The following is a 14516-nucleotide window of genomic DNA, read 5'->3' as shown; positions in this document are numbered from 1 at the left end:
ATCGAGGGCACCACCAACGGCGAGGTGGTGCTGTCGTTCAACAACGCCAAGGCCCCCCTCACGGACCTCAAAGTGCGTGAAGCCATTCGGTATGCCATCGACCACAAGGCGCTCATGGACACCTGCTGGGCGGGCAAGGGAACCCTGATCGGCTCGATGGTCCCCCCGACCGACCCGTGGTACGTCGACCGAACCGGGGACTTCCCCTACGACGTCACCAAGGCCAAGGCGCTGCTGGCCGAGAGCGGCAACGCGACTCCCACCCTGCGACTTCGGGTCCCCAACCTCCCGTATGCCGTCTCCTGCGGCCAGGTGGTCAAGTCTCAGCTTGCGCAGGTGGGCATCACGGTCAACCTGGACCAGCTCGAGTTCCCAGCGGCCTGGCTGCAGACCGTCTTCAAGGACCACGACTACGACATGTCGATCGTCGCCCACGTCGAACCGCGTGACCTACCAGCCGTTTTCGGCAACCCGAAGTACTACACGCAGTACAACAACACTCAGCTCCAGGCCGACATCGCGGCAGCTGACTCGGGCAGTACCCAAGATCAGGTCACTTACATGAAGAAGGCCGCCGAGGAGCTGTCGAAGGACGCTGCAGCCGACTTCCTCTTCCTGCTGCCGAACCTCATCGTCGCCGACAAGGGAATCACCGGGCTGCCGAAGAACGCGATCACCGAGGGCTTCGACCTGTCGGCGCTGTCCCACTCCTGATGGCTCACTCGTGATGGCCTGGTCGTGATCCTGCGGGTCGTGCGCAGGCTCGCCATCCTCATCGTCAGCCTGCTTGTCAGCTCAGCGCTGGTCTTCGCCTTCATGGCGGTGCTCCCGGGTGACCCGGCTCGAGTTGCGTTGGGCGTCAATGCTTCCGAGGACGCGGTCGCGCAGCTGCGTCAGCAGTTCGGTCTGGACCAGCCGCTCGTCACTCAGTACCTGGACTGGATGCGCGGGCTGCTGACCTTCCACCTCGGCGACTCGTATGTCTCGCGGGCACCGATCGGACCCCAGATTGCGGACCGCTTGCAAGTCACCTTGTGGTTGGTCGTCACGGCAACGGTCATCGCCGCCTTGATCGCCGTCCCGCTCGGAGTGCTCGCCGCCCTCCGCCATCGCCGACCCTCGGGGCTGGCCCTGTCCGCGCTCTCGCAGGTCGGGGTCGCCGTGCCGTCCTTCCTCGCCGGCATCCTGCTCATCACCGTCTTCGCCGTGGAGCTCGGCTGGCTCCCGGCCAACGGCTGGACACCGCCGAACGTCGACCCCGTGATGTTCGTCAAGCAGCTGATCCTGCCGGCCCTTTCTCTGGGGCTCGTGCAGGCGGCCGTGCTGACGCGCTATGTGCGCAGCTCGATCCTCGACGTCCAGGGCGAGGACTACATGCGGACGGCGCGGGCAAAGGGCCTGTCCGCGGCCGCGGCGATGCGCCGGCACGGCCTGCGCAACGCCGCGATCCCGGTCGTCACGGTGCTGGCCCTGCAGCTGGCCACGCTGCTCGTCGGCGCGGTCGTGGTGGAGCGCGTCTTCGTCATCCCCGGCCTGGGCTCGCTGCTGCTCGACGCGGTCGGGCAACGGGACCTCAAGATCGTGCAGGACGTGGTCATGCTCCTCGTCGTCGCGGTCCTCGTCGTCAATGTCGTTGTCGACCTGCTCTACGCGGTGATCGACCCTCGACTGCGGGTAGGTACGCGATGAGTGCCGATCCGCCGACCAGCCCGGTCGGCGGGGCAGCGCCGGAACCCGCCCTACCGGCATACCGGACGTCTCGTCGTCCGTTGGGTCCCAGTCTCGTTGTCGGAGCCGTCCTCGTTGCGCTCGTGGTCCTGATGGCGCTGGTGTCGTTCGTGTGGACGCCGTGGGACCCGACCTTCGTCAACGCGCCGGACCGGCTGCAGGGGTTCTCCTCCAACCACTGGCTCGGCACCGACAAGTTCGGGCGCGACGTCTTCTCCCAGGTGCTGATGGGGTCGCGGACCACGCTGTTCGTCGGGGTGGTCGCCGTCGGGATCGCCGCGCTCATCGGAGTTCCGTTGGGCATTGTCGCGGCCATGGTGCCGCGATGGGCGGGAGAGACGGTGATGCGCGGGAACGACCTGCTGCTCGCCTTCCCCGCTCTCCTGCTGGCGATCATGTTCAGCGCCATCTACGGCGGGTCGACCCTCGTCGCCATGGTGGCGATCGGCATCGCGACGGTGCCGAGCTTCGCGCGTCTGGTGCGCAGCGGCGCGCTGCAGGTGATGCGGACGGAGTATGTCCTCGCCGCGCGCTCCGCGGGTCGGCGTCCGCTGGCCATCGGACTGCGGCACGTGCTGCCGAACGTCGCCGGCCTGGTCATCGTGCAGGCCTCCGTGTCGTTCGCCATCGCGGTCCTGGCTGAGGCGGCGCTGTCCTTCCTCGGCCTCGGTACCCCCCCTCCCACGCCGTCGTGGGGACGGATGCTTCAGGAGGGACAGGAGCTGCTGTTCTCGGCCCCGCGGCTGGCCGTGGTTCCCGGCATCGCTATCGCGCTCGCCGTTCTCGGCTTCAACCTTCTCGGTGACGGGCTGCGGGACTTCCTCGACCCACGTCTGGAGGACCGACAATGAGCGCGCTGGCGACGCCGGGTCGCCCACCAGTCGTCGAACCGGCCGGAGAGCCCGTCATCGACGTCACCTCGCTCGGCGTGAGTGTCGGAGACCTCACCCTGGTCGAGGACGTCAGCTTCACGATCGGGCGCGGTGAGAGGGTCGGCCTGATCGGCGAGTCGGGGTCAGGGAAGTCGCTCACCGGTTTGGCGCTGCTGGGTCTGCTTCCGGACGACCTGCGGGCGTCGGGTTCGGTACGCCTGAGCGCCCCCGGCGGTCTCGACATCACGACCGCGACGGAGCGAGAGCTGACCCGGATCCGTGGCCGGGACGTCGCCATGGTGTTCCAGGAGCCGATGACGGCCCTCAACCCGACGATGAAGGTCGGTGACCAGGTCGCCGAGGCGCTGCTCGTGCACCAGACTGTCACCGACCGTCGGGCCGCCGACCGACGCGCCGTCGAGCTGCTCACGGACGTACGCCTGGCCGATCCGGCGGACGTCGCCCGGGCCTACCCGCACCAGCTGTCCGGGGGTCAGCGCCAGCGCGTCGTGCTCGCGATCGCCCTGGCGAACGACCCGGCGCTGCTGGTCTGCGATGAACCGACCACCGCGCTCGACGTCACGGTCCAGGCTCTCGTGCTCGACCTCGTGGTCCGCGGCGTCGAGGCCCGCGACGCCGCGTTGCTCCTCATCACCCACGACCTCGCAGTCGTGGCCACCACGTGCGAGCGGGTCCTGGTCATGTACGGCGGGCGGATCGTCGAGGCGGGACCGGTTGACCAGGTGTTCACCCGGCCCCGGCATCGCTACACAGCCGGGTTGGTCGCCGCCTCCGACCTCACCCGCCTCGACGGACGCGGACGGCTGTCGACAATCCCCGGGACGGTGCCGCCGGCCGGGGGTTTCCCGGACGGGTGCGTGTTCCGGACCCGCTGCGCCCACGCGAGCGACGAGTGCGCCGTCGCGCCACCGTGGACCGGGACGGACGACGGGCACGGGTATGCCTGCTACCACCCAGCGGGTGCGCCCCGCGACGACCGCGATCACAGTACGTCCGACGATGCGGTTGCGTCCGACGGTTTGGTGGCCGGGGCAACCGAAACGTCGGACGCAATGGGTGCGGCACGGCCGGCGAGGGTGGCGGCCGCCATCTCAGTCCGCGACGTCACCCGCGAGTTCGTGCGCGCACGCCGTTCGCTCACGGGGCCGAAGCCGGTCGTGCGGGCGCTGCGCGGCGCCTCGTTCGAAGTCCAACCGGGCGAGCGGTTCGGCATCGTGGGGGAGTCCGGTTGCGGGAAGTCGACGCTCCTTCGGATCCTCGGCGGCCTCGACCAGCCGACTTCCGGCGCGGTCGTCATCGAGGGAACCGAGATCGGCAGCCTGCCCGAGCGACGGCTGCGCTTCCTGCGGGAACGGCTCCAGCTGATGTTCCAGGACCCGATGGGCTCACTGGACCCGCGGATGCGGGTGCGGGACATTGTGGCCGAACCCCTGGTGGCGCAGCGGCATCCAGCACCGCACGAACGCGTCGCGCAGCTGCTGACGGAGGTCGGCCTCCAGCCCGAGGCCGCCCACCGATATCCCCACCAGTTCTCCGGGGGCCAGCGTCAGCGCATCTCGATCGCCCGGGCACTCGCCCCCCGTCCGGGCATCCTGCTGGCCGACGAACCCGTCAGCGCCCTCGACGTGTCGGTGCGCGCCCAGGTGCTCAACCTCATCTCCGACCTTGTCGACGAGCTGGATCTCACCCTCGTGCTCGTCTCGCACGACCTCTCGGTGGTGCGTCACCTGTGCGACCGGGTGGCGGTGATGAGCGCAGGTGAGATCGTCGAGATCGGCCCCACGCGACAGATCTGGGAGTCGCCGCAACACCCCTATACCCAACGTCTGCTGGCCGCCGTCCCTACCATCGCAGGGGGCCTCGGAGCTGCTCGTAAGAGAGGATGACTGTCATGACCGAGGACACCCGAGGGGCCGAGCGGCCTGACTATTCCACGCTGTTCCGGCTGGACGGAAGGGTAGCGCTCGTGGTGGGTGCCGGCAGCGGTATCGGTCGGGAAGGCGCGCTCGCGCTCGCGGCGCACGGTGCCACCGTGATCTGCGCCGACAGGCACCTGGCTGCCGCGCAAGAGACCACCGAGCTCGACGGCGGTTCCGGCGCTCTCACCGCATACCAGGTGGACGTCCTCGACGAGGCAGCCGTCACGCGTGCTGTCGCCGAGATCGGGGTGGTTGACGTCCTCGTCTACAGCGCAGGTACGAACGTGCGCAAGCGGGTGCTCGACTACTCGACCGCCGAGTTCGACCGGGTGATCGGGCTGAACCTGCGCGCCGCTTTCACCACCGTGCGTGCCGTCGCGCCGGGAATGGTCGACCGCGGCCGGGGCAGCATTATCGGGCTCGGATCGATCCGGTCGGTGACGGTCGAGCCCGGGCAGAGCATGTACGCCGCCACCAAGGCGGGTCTGCTGCAGCTGTTCCGCACCGTCGCTGCCGAGCTCGGGCCGAACGGCGTCCGCGCCAACACCATCGCTCCGGGGGTGGTCCGCACGCCGCTCACCGGGCAGATCCTCGCCGACGACAGGTGGGCCGACGCCTACGCGCAGAAGAACGCCTTCGGACGCTGGGCAACCCCGGACGAGATGGCGGGCGCCATCGTCTTCCTGGCCTCCGACGCGTCGTCCTACGTCACGGGAGCCCAGATCGTGGTCGACGCGGGGTGGACCGCCATCGACGGCCGCTACACGCCTCCGAGCTGAAAGCCATTGTCTTCCAACCTTGGTCGCCGTGCATTCGTGCTCCATGACCACCGCAAGCCGCAGCCCCACTTCGACCTCCGGTTGGAGGAGAACGGGGTCCTGCGGTCCTGGGCCGTACCCAGAGGCCTTCCGACCTCGCCGAAGCAGAACCGGCTGGCCGTCGCGGTGGGCGACCACGCGATGGACCACCTCGGCTACACGGACGAGCACAAGTCGATCGCGGACACCGGCTGGTGGGAGGAGGAGTCGCGTGACGACCGACGGATCGTCTTCGTCCTGCACGGACGAGAGAGCAGTCGGCGCTATGCGTTGATCGACACCGGCGACGACTGGCTGCTGCACTTGACCAAGGACCAGCCGTGAGTGACCGAGACTCCGGCCGTTCGTCGACGATCCGGCGACGCGCCGAGGCCACCCGATCCGCCCACGGAGCACTGTGTCGTCAGTGCAGGCGGAGGCATAGGTGCCACCGTCGACATCGACGCGGGTCACCCTTGGCTCACAGGCTCGACGAACGCTGCCAGAGGTTGACGCCGGCGTCGACGGCATACCGGTCGACCTTGGCCAGCTCTGCCGCCGAGAACTGGGTGTTCGTCGTCGCGGCGAGGCTGTCCTCGAGCTGGCTGACACTGGAGGCGCCGACCAGCACCGACGTGACCCGGTCGTCCCGCAGCACCCAGGCGAGAGCCATCTGCGCCAATGACTGGCCACGGGCCTTGGCGAGTCGGTTGAGTGATCGGACGTGCTTCAGCGCGTTCTCGCTCAACAGCTTGGGATCGAGCGACTTTCCCTGTGCCGCACGGGAATTCGCAGGGATCCCCTTGAGGTACTTGTCCGTCAACATGCCCTGGGCGAGGGGTGAGAAGGCAATGCAGCCGACCCCGTTGACGCCGAGCACATCCAGCAGGTCCTGCTCGACCCAGCGGTTGAGCATCGAGTAGGACGGCTGGTGGATCAACAGCGGCGTCCCCATCCGGCGCAGGATATCGACGGCTTCCTGGGTGCGCTGGCCGGAGTAGGACGAGATGCCGACGTAAAGGGCCTTGCCTTGCCGCACTGCCGAGTCGAGCGCGCCCATCGTCTCCTCGAGCGGCGTGGTTTCGTCGAACCGGTGGCTGTAGAAGATGTCGACGTAGTCGAGTCCCAGCCGCGACAGGGACTGGTCGAGGGAGGACAGCAGGTACTTGCGCGACCCGCCGCCCTGGCCGTAAGGGCCGGGCCACATGTCGTAGCCGGCCTTGCTGCTGATCACGAGCTCGTCCCGATAGCGCCGGAAGTCCTGAGCGAAGATCGTTCCGAAGTTGCGCTCCGCCGAACCGTAGGGCGGACCGTAGTTGTTCGCGAGGTCGAAGTGCGTCACGCCGAGGTCGAACGCTCGTCGCAGGATCGCCCGCTGGTTGTCGATGGCCACGTCGTCACCGAAGTTGTGCCAGAGCCCGAGCGAGACCGCCGGTAGGTCTAGACCGCTTGAGCCGCAGCGGCGGTATGGGAGCGGGTCGTAGCGGGTTGCGAGGGCCTGATAGTCGTCGGCACGAAAAGTCATGCCGCGAGAGTATGCCGTCGCTCGGCCCAGGAGCCCAGTGAGCGCCGGTCTCGGTTTGCCAGCCGGAAAACCTCGCAGCGATGTCCGCCAGGTCGACGAGGCCAACGAGGGCGAGCGTCCCAGGTGGCGACAAGGGACGACCACCGCGCGTCAGAGTGTCGAGTACCCCAGCGAGACCAGGGCCGGCGCGGGGAAACCGACCGGCGTCTCGTCGGTGTACCAGCCGTACTCCATGGCGGAGAGTCTGCCGTCGTCGACCCACACGAGGATGACCCCGGCTGGGTCACCCTCCTGCGTGACGGCGTTGGGCGTGATCTTCAGCGGTCCGTTGCCGACCGAGCTCCGTGGGGCGCTGGACGGCACCTCGAAGTCGATGAAGGTCGGCTTGCCCCCAGAGACCGTGACAGAACGTTCCTGCTCGAGCAACGCCGCGTCCTGAAGGTCGTCGAGTACGAGATGTAGGACAAAAGCCTCGTTCTCGTCAAGGGGCCTGTTCATCGTCGATTCGCCTTCTCATCGTTTGATCGTGTGGTGACGTGGGGGCTCATGGCGGAGGGGTGAACGCGGTTCCGATCCTGGGCACTCCGTTGATGACGTTCCCGCGCACGATCACCTCCTGGCCACCGAGCTCGATCTTGACCTCGAACAGCCCAGACGGCGGCAGCTTGCCGCGTAGCCCCTTGACCATCTCCTCGACGACCTTCTCCTCGCTGCCGTACTTGTCGACGAGCGGACCGAAGTTGTGCTTGGGGTCGAACAGATGGCCCATCTTGTCCGCCGAGGACGTCGCGGACTTGACCGCCGTCTCCTCCTCGGAGGTGAGTTTTCCGATGGTGACCCCGAGCTTCTCGAGGGCCTCGATGACCTTGGCGTTGAGGAACTTCTTGAGGTTGGCGAGGATCTCGGTGACCTTGCTCAGTACCGTCCCGATCGTCTCGGCGACAGTGGTCGCCAGGTCGAGGAGGGCGCGCAGGATTTTAACGACCCTGGACGCGGCGTTGGCGACCTCGGCCGCCTCAGCCGCCTGCGCCGCTGCCTCGCTGATGCCTGCGGTGAAGAACGCGAGCACCCCGCCGGCAATCTCGATGCCGGCGGTCCACTCGATGAACGAGGTCAGCTCGTCCTCGATCATCTTGTGGTGGTCGTCGACGTGCTTGGCGTAGTCGTTGCAGGCCTGCCCGATCTGCTTATATGCCCCGGCCAGGTCGGTCGTGTGTTGTTTCACCTCGCCCAGAGCCGCTGTCGCGTCGGGTATCTCGGGTGACTCTTGGGTTCCGATCTCCGTTTTGGCCGCGTCCACGGCGTACTGGTAGGCGTCGATGGTCGTGCCGGCAGTGATCCACGCCTGTCCGATCGTGCGCATCTTTCCCGTGTCAGCGTCAGGCCACAGCAGACCTTCGAGGTGGTCGACGACCCAGTGCAGCCAGCCGGGCATGTTGCCGGTGCCGCCCTTGGCGCTGGGGAGCTGGGCGGGGGAGAGGGTCTCGGTCCAGTGGTTGGGGTCGGCGTCACCGTCGTCTCCTGGCGTCTGGTACTGCGCGGGGGTCGAGATGGTTGCCCCATAGTCCGCACCGCTGTGGTTCTTGAGGGAGCCGTTCAGCAGGTTCGCCGCCTGCCCCATCGCCTCACCTAGGTCACAGCCCGCCTGCACCAGCTTCGTTGCGACACTGTCGTACTGGACCGCCCACTGCTCGCCTCCGGAGTCGGATCCTGCCATCGACCCGCCCGAGCCCAGAGTGCTGTTCAGCGTGCTGACGGCATCGATGATTCCGTGGTTGCACTCGTACAGCTCAGTGCAGGCGGAGACGTAGGAGTCGCCGGCGACGTCGACGCGCATCTAGGTGTTCCTGCCCGCGCCGAGTAACGTCGCCGGCGCCGAGACATCGTCGGTGGCGACGGCACCGGGGGAGTCGCCCAACCGCAACAAAGACCCGGCTGCGAGTGGCTGGACCCCCGCTGGCCCGCCCAGGTCGGACAGGTCTGCGTGAACCCAGGTGAGCCATCCCACCTGTGCCTTGCCGGGACGAACCTGTTGGGCGCGCCGCAGTCGCGACGAGATCCAGGTGCACCAGTCAGGGTCCCAGACTTCGACGAGGGCAGTCATCAGACGGTCGGGGACCGGTGCCGCGTACAAGGCCTCGGCGTAGCCCAGCTCTTCGACAACCTCGCCGCCGACATCGCGCCGGTTCCGTCCGGCCTTCAGTAGCTGAGAAAGACTCGCCTGGTCCGCCTGGTCTGCCTGGTCCGCCTCGACCGTCACGGCTGAAACGGAGCGGGAGTCGGCCTTGGGCCGCCAGCCGGAGAGCATCGGGCCGGTATCGGCCACGTCGCCGAGGAAACCGGCCAGCCGCGCCGCGTTCTCGTCGGCCGACGAGGCCCGCGGCCCCCAGTAGGCGCCAAGGGTGTAGGGCTCAGCCATCACCCTTCCTCATCCATAGCTCAGGTCGACGTGTCGGGCTGCTCGGCGCGGTATGCCCGGTCGTTCTTCTCTGTCAACCAAAAACCAGCGCCCACTCCTCGCCAGTGCGGCGCTTCATCGCGGCGGTCAGCAGCGTGATCGGCTCAGGATAGAACATCTTACGGAACGGGAGGTCGACCGCGACCCGCGCGGGTGAGCTCCCCTCAGCCGGGAGGTTGACCCAGGTCCCGTCGAACGCCTCGACGAAGGTCTGGCCGACGAGGCGGACCAACCGCCACGCCAGGCGCTGGTGCTCCCCGTCGAACGTCTCCTCCTTGCCGGAGACTTGGGTCAGCGCGTACTCCTCAGCTACGCGTAGCGTGTCAGCGCCCCACGGCCTCCGCGGCAGGCCGGGAATGTCCTCGTCGATCATCACCTATGCGAGCTCGTCTGCAGGCACTCCTCGTAGTCCTCTGCCGCGTAGTCATAGACCGTCGCCCACGAATGGCCCTCGCGCCCGTGTACCGCCGTTCTCAGCATCCCGATCGGCTCGATGTACATCGTTCGGAAGGGCAGGTCCACCCCCAGGCGTTGCCGGAACCCCTTGCTCGCCGGAATGTTCACCCACGCGCCCTCGAACCCGTCGATGAAGGTCTGTCCGATGAAGCGGACGAAGCGCCAGGCGGTGTCCGACTTCTCCGGGCTGAAGGCATCCGCGGCGGACGCGAACAACTCGAGCGCCACCGACTCGGCCAGATCAAGAGCCGACCCATCCCAGGAGCGCTCGGGAATGCCTGGTACGTCGTCGAACTCGAGCTCGAGGACGGCCTCGTTCATTGCCACCCACACCTAAATCCTTCGTCCTGCTGCAGCTCGTCGAAGATGCGTTACTGCGCCTGGCTGCGTGGCATGGCGTCCTCAGCCTCCGAGGTCGTAGTGGAACTTGGGGTACTTTCTCTGCCAGCCGGGCCAGACGACTCGTCATGTCGGGCGAGAGGGCCTTCTTGAGGTGCCACGTCACGCTCCAGTCCTGCCGCAACGCTTCTCGTGCTTGTCCAGCTGGATCAACCCTTCCTTGGTGGGTGTGCTGCCGCGCTTGACCTCGACGGCTTTCTTCGCGTCCAGGTTCGCGTAGTCCCTGCGGCACAGGGACCCGTCGGAGGTCTGGAAGTTGGTCTGGGTGTCCCAGCCGTTTTGGAGACGAGTGACCCCGTCCGCCTCCATCATCTCCGCCTCGAAGGCATCCCCGTTGGCCTTGTTGATCTTGATCTGGTTCTTGAGGCACTGCCACTCCTGAGGGCTCTTTACCGTCTTGCCTTCGGGGGTCTTGCGGGAGATGTACTTCTCGCAGCCGCCTTCTCCTCACCGTCGAGCGCGTTCAGGCCAGGTTTTCGCCCGTCTCGCCAGGGTAGACGTCGATCCGCATCAGCGAACCTGGGCCCAGGTTTTCCGGTTCGCGTTGATCGCGTTGGTGTAGTTGGTATGCGCGGTGGTAGCCGCCGCCTGCATCTCACCCAAGGCAGTGCGCATACCGGTCGCACCTTCCGTCCACTTGGTGTGGGCCTCCCTCTGCTTGTCAGCGGCGTCGCCGTGCCAGGTGCCGTGCAGCTTGGCCACGACCGTGTCGAGGTTCGCGAGGTGCTTGTCGACCTGGCCGTCGAACTTCGACATGTCGCCGATGGACTCGTCCAGCTTGTCGAGGTCGACCATGTAGCTGAAGCTCATGAGAGTCTCGTCCTCACCCGGGTTGCCGCCGCCTGGATCTGGGCTGACGTCACGTCCTCGTTCTTGTCGTAGCTCTCTCGGGTCAGCCCCAGCAGGCCGCCCATCTCCTCCAGCCCCGCAAGCACCTTGCTGGCACCATCGAGCCAGTCGGCCCACCCCTTGGCGTAGGCGTCACGCGCCTTGCCACGCCAGCCGCTGCTGAGAAGCGCCTCCACCGACGTGCTGAGCGTCTGGTAGTCGGTGGACAGCTCTTTGTGGATCGCGAGGACGTCGCCTCGCGCCTCGGTCACCCGTGCTGGATCGACGTCATACTTCGTGCCGCCCACGATGGCCCCTCTGCTCGTCCTCGACAGTCGCGACGGTCACCAACGTCCCACCGGTCACGTGACCGTCTTGACGCTAGGGAGCATTCCTGAGAGCAGTCTGGGAGCCAATCATGGCCCGGAGCATGAGGGAGCGAAATCCAGACAGGTTTCCCAGTGATCACCCAGGATCAAGGACGTTCCCTCTCAAGAAATCCTGAGCGCACTGTCCGGATCGAGAGACACCGTTCGCGGGTCTGCGCCCCCTCGTTACCATGACGTTCAGGTCATGAGTGTCAGCGTCAAGCCCCGGCTCGCTGACCGGCAACCCTCCAACCGCGGTGGGGTGCCCCGGGTGAAGACCCGGCCGTCGGCCACCTGATCTCAGGTGTCCGCGGCAAGCGCGGAGCATCTCGCTCCCGCACCGAAGCCGGTGCGACCCTCCGGGGAACCGTCGGCGGGTCAAACTGCAGGCCCACCTGCCTGGCCACAGGCATTTGTGGGGACACCGACGAGCAACGAGAGCAGGATCGAAACATCATGAGTGACACCCCGAACTGGTCCTTCGAGACGCGCCAGATCCACGTAGGGCAGGAGCCGGACTCGGCCACCGGTGCCCGCGCGCTGCCGATCTACCAGACCACGTCGTACGTCTTCAAGGACACCGAGCATGCCGCCAACCTCTTTGCCCTCAAGGAGTTCGGCAACATCTACACCCGCATCATGAACCCGACGCAGGACGCCGTCGAGCAGCGGATTGCCTCACTCGAAGGTGGCGTCGGCGCCCTGCTGGTCGCCTCCGGACAGGCCGCCGAGACCCTGGCTATCCTCAACGTCGCCGAGGCCGGCGACCACGTCGTGGCCTCGCCGTCGCTCTACGGTGGCACGTTCAACCTGCTGAAACACACCCTGCCGAAGTTCGGCATCCAGGTGACCTTCGTGGCGGACGCGACCGACATCGAGTCGTGGAAGGCGGCGGTCAAGCCCAACACCAAGGTGTTCTACGGCGAGACCATCGCCAACCCCAAGTCCGAGATCCTCGACATCGAGGCGGTCGCGGCCGTCGCCCACGAGGCCGGCGTCCCGTTGATCGTCGACAACACGATCGCGACGCCCTATCTGCTGCGGCCCCTCGAGTGGGGCGCCGACGTGGTGCTGCACTCGGCGACGAAGTACCTCGGCGGCCACGGGACCACGATCGCCGGTGTCATCGTCGATGGCGGGACCTTCGACTACGGCAAAGACCCGGAGAAGTTTCCCAACTTCAACACCCCGGAGGAGAGCTACCACGGCCTGGTCTTCGCCCGCGACCTCGGAGTCGGCAGCCCCTTGGGCGCCAACCTGTCGTTCATCCTCAAGGCGCGGGTGCAGCTGCTGCGTGACTTCGGGCCGTCGATCTCGCCGTTCAGTGCCTTCCTCATCGCACAGGGGATCGAGACGCTGAGCCTGCGCATCGAGCGGCACCTCGAGAACACCCACAAGGTGGCCAACTACCTTGCCGGTCACGCCCAGGTGGAGAAGGTCCTGTGGGCGTCCCTCGAGGGCGACCCGAACTACGAGCTGGCCCAGAAGTACGTCCCGCGTGGGGCCGGCGCGGTGCTGGCGTTCGAGATCCAAGGGGGTCTTCCGGCCGGCAAGAAGTTCGTCGAGGGTCTGTCGCTGCACAGCCACGTGGCCAACATCGGAGACGTGCGCTCGCTCGCGATCCACCCTGCGTCCACGACGCACTCGCAGGGCGGAGACGCCGACCGTGCGACTGCCGGCGTCACGCCGGGACTGGTACGCCTGGCCGTCGGGATCGAGCACATCGACGACATCCTGGCCGACCTTGAGCAGGGTTTTACGGCCGCCAAGGTCGTGTGAACCCTGGTTCGCCCACTGATGGTGTCCCGCGCTCGGGAAACCGCGCGCTGGACACCATCAGCACTCTCGACTGCCTGCACAGGCTGGCATCATCTGCGCATGACCGCGGACGCCTCCCCGACGCTCGCCCACCACATGCGCCGGATGACCGGCCGCGACCCCGACGAGAGCGAGCGGGCCTCGACACCGCTCGAGCTGCTCTTCGACCTGACCTTCGTGGTGGCGGTCGGCCAGGCGGCGAACCTGTTCGCGCACCTGGTCGCCGAGGGACACCTCGGGTCGGGGCTCATCGCCTTCACCTTCGCGACGTTCGCGGTGACCTGGGCCTGGATCAACTTCTCGTGGTTCGCGTCGGCGTTCGACACCGACGACTGGGTCTTCCGCGTCGTGACGATGGTCCAGATGGTGGGGGTCTGCATCGTCGCGCTGGGGCTTCCGAACCTGTTTCACTCGATCGACGAGGGCGGCCACGTCGACAACCGCATCGTCGTCATCGGTTACGTCGTCATGCGGCTGGCCATGGTCTTCAACTGGCTACGCGCCGCGCGACAGGCACCTGAGCTGCGCCAGACCTGTGTGACGTATGCCTGGGCGATCGGCATCGCCCAGGCCGGTTGGATCGTGGTCGCCGTCGTCGACATGGCGCTGTGGCCGACTCTCGCTGCGGTGCTGGTGCTCGAGCTCATCGAGTTCCTGGGCCCGTGGTTGGCGGAGCACCGCGGGCCGGCGACGCCATGGAATGCGGAGCACATAGCCGAGCGCTACAGCCTCTTCGCGATCATCGCCCTCGGCGAGGGCGTCGTGGGCACCGTGGCGGCGCTGAGCTCGGCCCAGGACGCCTCGGGTGGTTCGATCGGCCTGGACGTCGTCCTCGTCGGAGCCGCCGGGATCGGGCTGACCTTCGGGATGTGGTGGACCTACTTCCTGGTGCCGTCGGGTCAGGTCCTGCGGGGCCGCAGGTACCTCGGGTTCCCGTGGGGCTACGGCAACATGGCACTGTTCGGGGCGATCATCGCCACCGGTGCCGGCCTGCACGTCGCAGCCCTGACGCTCGAAGGGGACGCTCACATCGGGGTTGTCGGCACGGTCCTGTCTGTCGCGGCGCCCGTCGGGCTCTACCTGGCCTCGGTCTTCGCGCTCCACCGCCTGCTCCTGGGGCGTGGCGACGCCTTCCATGTGTGGTTGCTACTCGTGACGCTGGCGGTCCTCGGGTGTGCGGTCTGGCTCGCGGGTGTCGGTGTCTCGATGCCCGTATGCCTCGTGGTCGTGGCCCTCGCGCCCGTCGTCACCGTGGTCGGCTACGAGACCGGCGGCCACCGGCATACCGGCGAGTTCCTGGACGCCATCGCCGCCGAGTAGCCGTTCG

17 protein-coding genes and 1 riboswitch are annotated in these 14516 nt (G+C 67.3%); of the genes, 8 read left to right on the top strand and 9 right to left on the bottom strand.

Going from position 1 to position 14516, the window contains the following annotated elements:
- The 6 genes from ABI385_RS16100 to ABI385_RS16075 all read left to right on the top strand — a co-directional run.
- On the top strand, window positions 1-714 hold a 714-nt coding region (locus ABI385_RS16100; RefSeq protein ID WP_348104776.1), incomplete at its 5' end, for an ABC transporter substrate-binding protein.
- 24 nt (window positions 715-738) lie between these two features.
- Complete coding sequence (locus ABI385_RS16095) at window positions 739-1689, top strand: ABC transporter permease (protein WP_348104775.1); 951 nt, start codon at window positions 739-741, stop codon at window positions 1687-1689.
- On the top strand, window positions 1686-2579 hold the full coding sequence (locus ABI385_RS16090; protein ID WP_407068293.1) for an ABC transporter permease: 894 nt from the start codon (window positions 1686-1688) through the stop codon (window positions 2577-2579). The genes ABI385_RS16095 and ABI385_RS16090 overlap by 4 nt, the downstream gene beginning before the upstream one ends.
- Window positions 2576-4507 (top strand): ABC transporter ATP-binding protein, encoded by a 1932-nt coding sequence (locus tag ABI385_RS16085; RefSeq protein WP_348104774.1) that lies wholly within the window; start codon window positions 2576-2578, stop codon window positions 4505-4507. Before ABI385_RS16090 ends, ABI385_RS16085 begins: the two co-directional genes overlap by 4 nt.
- A gap of 5 nt (window positions 4508-4512) precedes the next feature.
- Window positions 4513-5319, top strand: coding sequence for an SDR family oxidoreductase (locus tag ABI385_RS16080; protein WP_348104773.1), 807 nt, complete (start codon window positions 4513-4515; stop codon window positions 5317-5319).
- 36 nt (window positions 5320-5355) lie between these two features.
- Window positions 5356-5682 (top strand): DNA polymerase ligase N-terminal domain-containing protein, encoded by a 327-nt coding sequence (locus tag ABI385_RS16075; RefSeq protein WP_348104772.1) that lies wholly within the window; start codon window positions 5356-5358, stop codon window positions 5680-5682.
- A gap of 136 nt (window positions 5683-5818) precedes the next feature.
- Here the strand turns inward: ABI385_RS16075 and mgrA are convergent, their stop codons facing one another.
- The 9 genes from mgrA to ABI385_RS16030 form a co-directional block, all read right to left on the bottom strand.
- Entirely contained in the window at window positions 5819-6862 is a 1044-nt protein-coding gene (gene mgrA, locus ABI385_RS16070; RefSeq protein ID WP_348104771.1) for an L-glyceraldehyde 3-phosphate reductase, read from the bottom strand.
- Between the two features lie 150 nt (window positions 6863-7012).
- Window positions 7013-7360, bottom strand: a complete 348-nt coding sequence (locus ABI385_RS16065; protein ID WP_348104770.1) for a hypothetical protein — start codon at window positions 7358-7360, stop codon at window positions 7013-7015.
- A 46-nt stretch (window positions 7361-7406) separates the two neighbouring features.
- Window positions 7407-8699 (bottom strand): hypothetical protein, encoded by a 1293-nt coding sequence (locus tag ABI385_RS16060; RefSeq protein ID WP_348104769.1) that lies wholly within the window; start codon window positions 8697-8699, stop codon window positions 7407-7409.
- Entirely contained in the window at window positions 8700-9281 is a 582-nt protein-coding gene (locus ABI385_RS16055) for an Imm52 family immunity protein (RefSeq protein WP_348104768.1), read from the bottom strand.
- Window positions 9282-9354: 73 nt separating this feature from the next.
- Window positions 9355-9696 (bottom strand): hypothetical protein, encoded by a 342-nt coding sequence (locus ABI385_RS16050; protein WP_348104767.1) that lies wholly within the window; start codon window positions 9694-9696, stop codon window positions 9355-9357.
- Window positions 9693-10103: a hypothetical protein gene (locus tag ABI385_RS16045; protein WP_348104766.1), complete on the bottom strand. Its 411-nt coding sequence runs from the start codon at window positions 10101-10103 to the stop codon at window positions 9693-9695. Before ABI385_RS16045 ends, ABI385_RS16050 begins: the two co-directional genes overlap by 4 nt.
- A gap of 174 nt (window positions 10104-10277) precedes the next feature.
- Window positions 10278-10487, bottom strand: coding sequence for a hypothetical protein (locus ABI385_RS16040; protein ID WP_348104765.1), 210 nt, complete (start codon window positions 10485-10487; stop codon window positions 10278-10280).
- 198 nt (window positions 10488-10685) lie between these two features.
- On the bottom strand, window positions 10686-10985 hold the full coding sequence (locus ABI385_RS16035; protein WP_348104764.1) for a WXG100 family type VII secretion target: 300 nt from the start codon (window positions 10983-10985) through the stop codon (window positions 10686-10688).
- Entirely contained in the window at window positions 10982-11311 is a 330-nt protein-coding gene (locus ABI385_RS16030) for a WXG100 family type VII secretion target (protein ID WP_348104763.1), read from the bottom strand. Before ABI385_RS16030 ends, ABI385_RS16035 begins: the two co-directional genes overlap by 4 nt.
- Window positions 11312-11572: 261 nt before the next feature.
- A riboswitch (SAM riboswitch) is annotated at window positions 11573-11697 on the top strand.
- Between the two features lie 130 nt (window positions 11698-11827).
- On the opposite strand from ABI385_RS16030, the gene ABI385_RS16025 reads away from it, so the two are divergent.
- Together ABI385_RS16025 and ABI385_RS16020 are read left to right on the top strand one after the other, a co-directional pair.
- Window positions 11828-13150: a bifunctional o-acetylhomoserine/o-acetylserine sulfhydrylase gene (locus ABI385_RS16025; RefSeq protein WP_348104762.1), complete on the top strand. Its 1323-nt coding sequence runs from the start codon at window positions 11828-11830 to the stop codon at window positions 13148-13150.
- Between the two features lie 99 nt (window positions 13151-13249).
- Window positions 13250-14509 carry a low temperature requirement protein A gene (locus ABI385_RS16020; protein WP_348104761.1) on the top strand — a complete coding sequence of 420 codons (1260 nt, stop codon included), beginning with the start codon at window positions 13250-13252 and terminating at the stop codon, window positions 14507-14509.
- The last annotated feature ends 7 nt before the right edge of the window (window positions 14510-14516 follow it).

The organism is Lapillicoccus sp. (assembly GCF_039935575.1).
In the GTDB taxonomy this organism is placed as follows: Bacteria; Actinomycetota; Actinomycetes; order Actinomycetales; family Dermatophilaceae; genus Lapillicoccus.
This window is presented reverse-complemented; position numbering and strand designations above follow the sequence as displayed.

What these genes read in the sequence shown, in the direction of transcription:
- ABI385_RS16090 (WP_407068293.1), top strand. Translation starts at nt 1,686, where the DNA reads ATGAGTGCCGATCCGCCGACCAGCCCGGTCGGCGGGGCAGCGCCGGAA.
- ABI385_RS16085 (WP_348104774.1), top strand. Translation starts at nt 2,576, where the DNA reads ATGAGCGCGCTGGCGACGCCGGGTCGCCCACCAGTCGTCGAACCGGCC.
- ABI385_RS16080 (WP_348104773.1), top strand. Translation starts at nt 4,513, where the DNA reads ATGACCGAGGACACCCGAGGGGCCGAGCGGCCTGACTATTCCACGCTG.
- mgrA (WP_348104771.1), bottom strand. Translation starts at nt 6,862, where the DNA reads ATGACTTTTCGTGCCGACGACTATCAGGCCCTCGCAACCCGCTACGAC.
- ABI385_RS16065 (WP_348104770.1), bottom strand. Translation starts at nt 7,360, where the DNA reads ATGAACAGGCCCCTTGACGAGAACGAGGCTTTTGTCCTACATCTCGTA.
- ABI385_RS16060 (WP_348104769.1), bottom strand. Translation starts at nt 8,699, where the DNA reads ATGCGCGTCGACGTCGCCGGCGACTCCTACGTCTCCGCCTGCACTGAG.
- ABI385_RS16055 (WP_348104768.1), bottom strand. Translation starts at nt 9,281, where the DNA reads ATGGCTGAGCCCTACACCCTTGGCGCCTACTGGGGGCCGCGGGCCTCG.
- ABI385_RS16040 (WP_348104765.1), bottom strand. Translation starts at nt 10,487, where the DNA reads ATGATGGAGGCGGACGGGGTCACTCGTCTCCAAAACGGCTGGGACACC.
- ABI385_RS16035 (WP_348104764.1), bottom strand. Translation starts at nt 10,985, where the DNA reads ATGAGCTTCAGCTACATGGTCGACCTCGACAAGCTGGACGAGTCCATC.
- ABI385_RS16025 (WP_348104762.1), top strand. Translation starts at nt 11,828, where the DNA reads ATGAGTGACACCCCGAACTGGTCCTTCGAGACGCGCCAGATCCACGTA.
- ABI385_RS16020 (WP_348104761.1), top strand. Translation starts at nt 13,250, where the DNA reads ATGACCGCGGACGCCTCCCCGACGCTCGCCCACCACATGCGCCGGATG.